A 6,015-nucleotide genomic window follows, 5' to 3' on the forward strand; every position below is an offset into this window, starting at 1 on the left:
GCGGAGGAGCATCGTGCGTCATCTCATTGGGCTGCTGCTGGGGACCGAGGAGGACTGGCCGGCGGCGTTCGAGACCGTGTTACGCCGGGTGGGGCCGATCAAGGGGGTGGGCGAGTTCGACGTCGAGCGCATCACGATCGAGCCGTTCGACCTGCGCGCCAAGCCACGTCACGAGCTGGTGATCGACCGGCTGGCGTACTGGTACTACCACCCCCGCGAGTGGCTGAAGAAGATCGCCATGATGGACGACGTCTATCTGCTGAACAGCCCGTTCACGTTCCAGTCGATGGAGAAGCACGCGGCCTACTGCGCGATGATGCGGCTCGGGCTCAAGGTGCCGGAGACGGTGCTGGTGCCGTACAAGAACCCGGTGGACAACTCCCGGTACGCCTACACCGCCGAGCGCTACAACCGGGCCTTCGACCTCGACGCGGTCGCCGAGCGCATCGGCTATCCGCTGTTCATGAAGCCCTACGACGGCGGCGCCTGGCGGGGCGTCTCCCGCGTCCGCGATCGCGACGAGCTGCACCGCGCCTACGACGAGAGCGGCGAGATGCTCATGCACCTCCAGCAGTCCGTCGAGGGGTACGACGCCTTCGCCAGGTCGTTGTCGATCGGCGCGGAGACCATGGTCATGCGCTTCCGCCCCGACGAGCCGATGCACGCCCGGTACGCCGTGGACCACGAGTTCCTCTCGCCGTCCGTGGGCGAGGAGGTCGTCACCGTCGGGCGGCTGGTGAACGCGTTCTTCCGCTGGGAGTTCAACTCCTGCGAGACGCTGGTCAAGGGCGCCGACGTGCACCCGATCGACTACGCCAACGCCTGCCCCGACGTGGCGCTGACCAGCCTGCACTACTACTTCCCCTGGGCGATCAAGGCGCTGGTGAAGTGGAGCGTGTTCTGCGTGGCCACCCGCCGCCGGCCGCGCATCGACCTGGAGACGCACGACTACTTCGAGGTCACCGGCGACTACGGGGAACGGCTGGCCCAGTACCGCCGGCTGGCCGACCGCTACTTCGAGGTGGACCGGTACGAGGAGTTCTGCCGCACGCATCTGGCGCATCTCGACGAGATCGTCCTGGACTGGGTGGACGGGCCGGAGTTCGACCGGTTGCTGGTCGACACGGTGGCGGCCACGTACCCGGCGGCCGAGCGCGAGCGGTTCACCGAGCACTTCCGGGGGCTGCTGCGACTCTGGGTGAAGGACGAGGGCAGCTAGTAACCGACCAGTCGGTATGGCATGCTTCCGGAACATGAGTCTGTTCTCGGTGGAAGGCAAGACGGTCGTCGTCACCGGCGGTTCGCGCGGCATCGGCCGCATGATCGCCGCCGGGTTCGTGGCGGCCGGCGCGACCGTCGTCATATCGGCACGCAAGGCGGCGGAGGTCGACAAGACCGCCGCCGAGCTGGGGTGCACGGCCGTGCAGGCCGACCTGTCCACGCCCGAGGGGGTGGACACGCTGGTCACGGCGGTGGGCGGCCCGCTGCACGTGCTGGTCAACAACGCCGGCGCCACCTGGGGCGCGCCTCTGGAGGAGTATCCGGAGCACGCCTTCGACAAGCTCTGGGACATCAACGTCAAGGGCGTCTTCTACCTGACCCAGAAGTTCCTGCCGAACCTGCGCGAGGCGGCCGGCCCGGACGACCCGGCCCGGGTGATCAACGTGGGCTCGATCGACGGCATCCGGGTGCCCGCCCTGGAGAGCTACGCCTACTCCTCCACCAAGGCGGCCGTGCACATGCTGACCCGCCACCTGGCCAGGCAGCTGGCCAAGGAGCACATCACGGTCAACGCCATCGCCCCCGGGCCGTTCGACTCCAAGATGATGGCCTTCGCCCTGGACGACCCCGCCACCCGCGCCGCCATCGCCTCGAACGTGCCCCTGGGGCGGATCGGCCGTCCCGACGACATGGCGGGCACGGCCGTCTTCCTGTCCTCGCGGGCGGGGTCGTACCTGACGGGCACGGTCATCCCGGTGGACGGCGGGATCTCCTGCTGATCAGACCAGCGCCTTCAGGGCCCTGGCGAAGTTCGCCGGGGCGTCCGGGGCGTAGCGCAGGAACAGGTACGGCTCGGTGAGCTCCAGCTCGATGACCACCGGCGTGCCGTCGGACAGCCGGACCAGGTCGATCCTGGCGTAGAGAAGGGCGTGGGGAATGGCTGCGAGCACCTTCTCGGCCAGGTCGACCTGGTCCGGGGCCGGGGTGCGGAGCTCGGCCCGCGCGTTGTGGTCGAGGGTTGCCCCCGCCTTCAGCATCGGATGGCGGCGGACGGCGTGGCTGAGGCGGCCGTTGAAGTACAGCAGGGAGGTCTCGCCCTCCGACTCCACCATGTCGAGGTAGGGCTGGACCATCGGCTGCCGCCCCGCGGCCTGGAGTGCGGCGGCCAGTTCGGCCGCCCGGTCGCGGTCGGTGGTCCTGGTCGTGTCGCGGGCTCCGGCGGAGATCGCGGGCTTGACGACGTACTCGGGCCAGTCGGGCAGGTCGTGGGCGGACCAGTGGGTCGGCACGGTCGGCACGCCCAGGTCTCTCAGGTACGTCTTGTCGGTGTTGCCCTCCAGGACGACGGCCGGGTTGAGCAGCCTGGTGACGGACTCGACGCGGCGGGCCCAGGCCAGGAACTCCGCGCGCCGGTCGATGTAGTCCCAGGCCGATCGCACCACGACGGCGTCGTAGGCGCTCCAGTCGGCCGCGGGGTCGTCCCAGCGTTCGGCGCGGCCCTCGATGCCGTGGGCGTGCCAATGGGAGAGCGCGAGGTCGCGCTCGTCGTCCAGGCCGGTTGGGTCATCAAAGGTGACATATGCACAGTTCGTCATCCAGGGATGGTAGTGGGGGCGGGCCGGGCCGCCTCGACCCGGCCCGCACGGGGACGCCCTCTCCGCGCCGGAGGGCGCCCCCGGGCCTGGCTAGGAGTCGACGCTGGTGCCGGCGTGGCTGTCGTCGGTGGCGGTCGTGGCGTTGCCGTTGACGTTGTTGACGCTGGTGGCGTCGGTGCCGCTCACGTTGACGTTCACGACGTTGCCGAAGTTGTTGCCCGACTGGGAGGTGTCGTGGTTGGAGCTGGAGTTGCCCGCGGTGACGTCGGCGTGGGCCGGGGCGGACAGGAGCGTCAGGGCGGCGGCCGCGGCGACGGCGCCGGTGGTCACGCAGAGCTTCTTCATCATGTCGATGTCCCTTCCTCGGAGCTGTACGGAGGTCAGTAGAAGATGTAGGTCACCGCGATGCCGCCGTCGGTGGCGGTGGTCGCGACGCCGTTGATGTTGTTGACGTTGGTCGAGTCCCAGCCACCACGGTTGGCCGCGGAGACGTCGCCGAAGTTGTTGCCCGACTGCGACGAGTCGCTGTTGCTGCTCCAGTTGTCGGACCAGGTGTCAGCGTGGGCGGGAACGGCCGCCATGGCGACGCCGGCGGCCGCGGCCAGCACGGCCCCTGCGGCGCACAGCCTTTTGATCACTTCTGCTCCTTCACCGGTGTGGACCCCTGCGAGGAGGCGGGAGCCAGGGCCCTGGGCAGCCGCCGCCCTCTTTTTGACCTTCTGTGACCCATTGGGATCAAGGTCAATGCGACTATATAACTCTGCGTTGCCAATCGGTAGCACAGAGTTATCAGAACATTGTTCGCCACCTCCCCTGACATGAGATGGCAGTGACCCCGCCCTAGCGTCCGGCCATGATCTACGAACTACGGCGGTACACCCTTCACCCCGGACGGCGCGACACCCTGATCACGCTGTTCGAGCGCGAGTTCGTCGAGCCGCAGGAGGCGGTCGGCATGCGCGTCGCGGGCACCTTCCGCGATCCGGACGCGCCCGACACCTTCACCTGGCTGCGCGCCTTCCCCGACATGGAGGCGCGCCGGGCGGCGCTGGAGGGCTTCTACGACGGCCCGGTCTGGCGGGCGCACCGCGACGCCGCCAACGCCACCATGATCGACTCCGACGACGTGCTGCTGCTCCGCCCGTCCGGCCCGGAGCTGCCCTCCTGGGAACGGCCACCCGCGGGCGCCGCCGAGCTCCCCGCCGCCCTGTACGTCGCCACCATCTGCCACGTCGGGGAGGGCTTCGCCGAGTTCTTCGCCGGGCAGGTCGCGCCCGCGCTGGCCGAGGCCGGGACGCCGCCGGTCGGCTGCCTGGAGAGCGAGCACGCCGAGAACACCTTCCCCCGCCTGCCCGTCCGGACCGGGGAGAACGTGTTCGTGTGGTTCACCCGGTTCGCCCGGCCGGAGGACGAGCGCCAGGCGGACCTGCCCATGCTCGACGCCCGCCTGACCGCCCCGCCGGTGCGGCTGCGCCTGCGTCCCACCGCCCGCTCGTCGATGCGCTGACGACTTCTTCCAACCCTCGGGCCCTCGGCGGAGTTGATTTCCTACATGGACCGCTACGAGGGGTTCCACGAGTTCGTCCGCGCCCGTCAGCAGTCGCTGATGCGGACCGCGTACCTGCTCACCGGAGACCCCCATCTCGCCGAGGACCTGTTGCAGACCGTCCTCACCCGTGTCGCCTCGCATTGGGGCAAGCTCGCGAAGGACGGCAACCCCGAGGCGTACGCGCGCCGGGCGCTGGTGAACCAGACCATCTCCTGGCGCCGGCGCAGACGGCCCGAGCTGCCCGCCGCCGAGCTGCCGGAGACCGGCGGGCACGCGCACGACGAGGCGACCGTGCGCCGCCTGACCCTGCTCAAGGCGCTGGCCCGGCTCACCCCGAAACAGCGCGCGGTGATCGTGCTGCGCTTCTACGAGGACCGCACCGAGCACGAGACCGCCCGGCTCATGGGCGTCTCGCTCGGCACGGTCAAGAGCCAGACGCACTACGCGCTGTCCAGGCTGCGCGCCCTGACCCCCGCGGAGGTGTACCGATGAAGACGCTGCGCGAGGACCTGCACGCGCTGGCCGAGCAGGCGCCGGTCGTCGACCTGGGGGCGCGGGCCGTCCTGCGCGCCCGGCGCAGGCGCGCGACCCGGCTGGCGGTGAGCGTCGCGGCGGCGCTCTGCGTGGTCGGGGGCGGCGGCGCCGTGCTGCTGCAGCAGGCGCGTCCGGCGCCGCCGATCGTGCTCACGCCGCCGGCGGCCACCGCCCTTCCGCTGCCCGCCAAGGGGGTCGCGCCGGTCGAGCAGTTCTACCGGCCGACGTGCCGCACCGACGGCCCGGCGTGCCGGTGGCGGCTGGTCACCCGGGACGGCGCCACGTACGAGCTGACCGACGGGCCGCGGAACGGGCCGGTCGAGGCGACGGCCGACGGGCGCCGGATCGCCTACTACAGCCCTGGCAAGCGCGCGATCGTCGTCCGGGACCTGGCCGGCGGCCAGGTGTGGACGTCGCCGCTGAAGCAGGACGACCGGGACTTCTCCGGCGAGTACGCGCTGCGGCTCTCCCCCGGCGGCCTGCGGTTCGCGGTGTCGGCGACGGGCGCGCCCCGGCTCGTGGACGTGCAGGCCGGCACGTCGGCCTCGCTGCCGAAGGGCTCGTGGCCGGTGAGCGTGGCCGACGGGACGGGCCCGGTCGTGCTGGCCAGGGCCAAGGGGGACACCACGTCGTTGTGGGTGTCCGGCCGCGACCCGGTGACGGTCCCGGAGCACACCTACGACTTCAGCGCCCTGGCCCCGGACGGCCGCACGATCGCCCGCGTCGGCACGACCCTCGACCGGAACCGCGAGCCCATGGTGCGGCGCGACGGCACGATCGTCGTCTTCGACGTCACGGGAGGCGCGGAGCGCCGGGTCAGGCCGTCCGGGCTCGCCGCGGGGCTGCGGCCGGCCAAGCTGGGCGGCTGGACGTCCCCCCGTCAGGTGACGATGCTGGCCTATCCGGACGACGACCCCCGCGCCACCGCCGTGGTCTACGCGGTGGACGTGGACTCGGGACGTGCCACCGAGCTGTTCGCGCTGCGGGGGGACGGCCAGTCGTCCGTGCCCGGACTGGTCCGCTAGATCGCTGATGTGAATTTGGGTCAATGGTCGTAGGCGGTCAGTGATCGTTTCACGGGGGCGCCGGTGTTCCAGTTGTGCCAGATCGCGGCGT

Annotated in this window: 8 protein-coding genes; 5 read left to right on the forward strand and 3 right to left on the reverse strand. The window is 70.9% G+C overall.

The window, feature by feature from the left end:
* Positions 1–13 precede the first annotated feature (13 nt).
* Both ACFYYW_RS40655 and ACFYYW_RS40660 read left to right on the forward strand, forming a co-directional pair.
* Complete coding sequence (locus ACFYYW_RS40655) at positions 14–1,219, forward strand: RimK family alpha-L-glutamate ligase (RefSeq protein WP_387657692.1); 1,206 nt, start codon at positions 14–16, stop codon at positions 1,217–1,219.
* A 34-nt stretch (positions 1,220–1,253) separates the two neighbouring features.
* Positions 1,254–2,000: an SDR family oxidoreductase gene (locus ACFYYW_RS40660; protein WP_352319897.1), complete on the forward strand. Its 747-nt coding sequence runs from the start codon at positions 1,254–1,256 to the stop codon at positions 1,998–2,000.
* Here ACFYYW_RS40660 and ACFYYW_RS40665 read toward each other — a convergent pair whose 3' ends face one another.
* From ACFYYW_RS40665 to ACFYYW_RS40675, 3 genes are all read right to left on the reverse strand, one after another.
* Positions 2,001–2,816: a hypothetical protein gene (locus ACFYYW_RS40665; RefSeq protein WP_352319898.1), complete on the reverse strand. Its 816-nt coding sequence runs from the start codon at positions 2,814–2,816 to the stop codon at positions 2,001–2,003. It lies immediately after the preceding gene.
* 90 nt (positions 2,817–2,906) lie between these two features.
* Entirely contained in the window at positions 2,907–3,164 is a 258-nt protein-coding gene (locus ACFYYW_RS40670) for a hypothetical protein (RefSeq protein ID WP_352363132.1), read from the reverse strand.
* Positions 3,165–3,196: 32 nt separating this feature from the next.
* On the reverse strand, positions 3,197–3,454 hold the full coding sequence (locus tag ACFYYW_RS40675; RefSeq protein WP_352319902.1) for a hypothetical protein: 258 nt from the start codon (positions 3,452–3,454) through the stop codon (positions 3,197–3,199).
* A gap of 215 nt (positions 3,455–3,669) precedes the next feature.
* On the opposite strand from ACFYYW_RS40675, the gene ACFYYW_RS40680 reads away from it, so the two are divergent.
* Genes ACFYYW_RS40680 through ACFYYW_RS40690 form a run of 3 tightly spaced genes read left to right on the forward strand, consistent with a single transcriptional unit; the run spans position 3,670 to position 5,924 of the window.
* Positions 3,670–4,323 carry an NIPSNAP family protein gene (locus tag ACFYYW_RS40680; RefSeq protein WP_387657695.1) on the forward strand — a complete coding sequence of 218 codons (654 nt, stop codon included), beginning with the start codon at positions 3,670–3,672 and terminating at the stop codon, positions 4,321–4,323.
* A gap of 45 nt (positions 4,324–4,368) precedes the next feature.
* Entirely contained in the window at positions 4,369–4,857 is a 489-nt protein-coding gene (locus ACFYYW_RS40685) for a SigE family RNA polymerase sigma factor (RefSeq protein WP_387657698.1), read from the forward strand.
* The gene (locus ACFYYW_RS40690) at positions 4,854–5,924 is read left to right on the forward strand and encodes a hypothetical protein (protein ID WP_387657700.1); all 1,071 of its coding nucleotides are present in this window, start codon (positions 4,854–4,856) and stop codon (positions 5,922–5,924) included. The genes ACFYYW_RS40685 and ACFYYW_RS40690 overlap by 4 nt, the downstream gene beginning before the upstream one ends.
* The last annotated feature ends 91 nt before the right edge of the window (positions 5,925–6,015 follow it).

It is taken from the genome of Nonomuraea sp. NPDC001831, assembly GCF_042892035.1.
Classification (GTDB): Bacteria; Actinomycetota; Actinomycetes; order Streptosporangiales; family Streptosporangiaceae; genus Nonomuraea.

What these genes read in the sequence shown, in the direction of transcription:
- ACFYYW_RS40660 (WP_352319897.1), top strand. Translation starts at nt 1,254, where the DNA reads ATGAGTCTGTTCTCGGTGGAAGGCAAGACGGTCGTCGTCACCGGCGGT.
- ACFYYW_RS40685 (WP_387657698.1), top strand. Translation starts at nt 4,369, where the DNA reads ATGGACCGCTACGAGGGGTTCCACGAGTTCGTCCGCGCCCGTCAGCAG.
- ACFYYW_RS40690 (WP_387657700.1), top strand. Translation starts at nt 4,854, where the DNA reads ATGAAGACGCTGCGCGAGGACCTGCACGCGCTGGCCGAGCAGGCGCCG.
- ACFYYW_RS40680 (WP_387657695.1), top strand. Translation starts at nt 3,670, where the DNA reads ATGATCTACGAACTACGGCGGTACACCCTTCACCCCGGACGGCGCGAC.
- ACFYYW_RS40665 (WP_352319898.1), bottom strand. Translation starts at nt 2,816, where the DNA reads ATGACGAACTGTGCATATGTCACCTTTGATGACCCAACCGGCCTGGAC.
- ACFYYW_RS40670 (WP_352363132.1), bottom strand. Translation starts at nt 3,164, where the DNA reads ATGATGAAGAAGCTCTGCGTGACCACCGGCGCCGTCGCCGCGGCCGCC.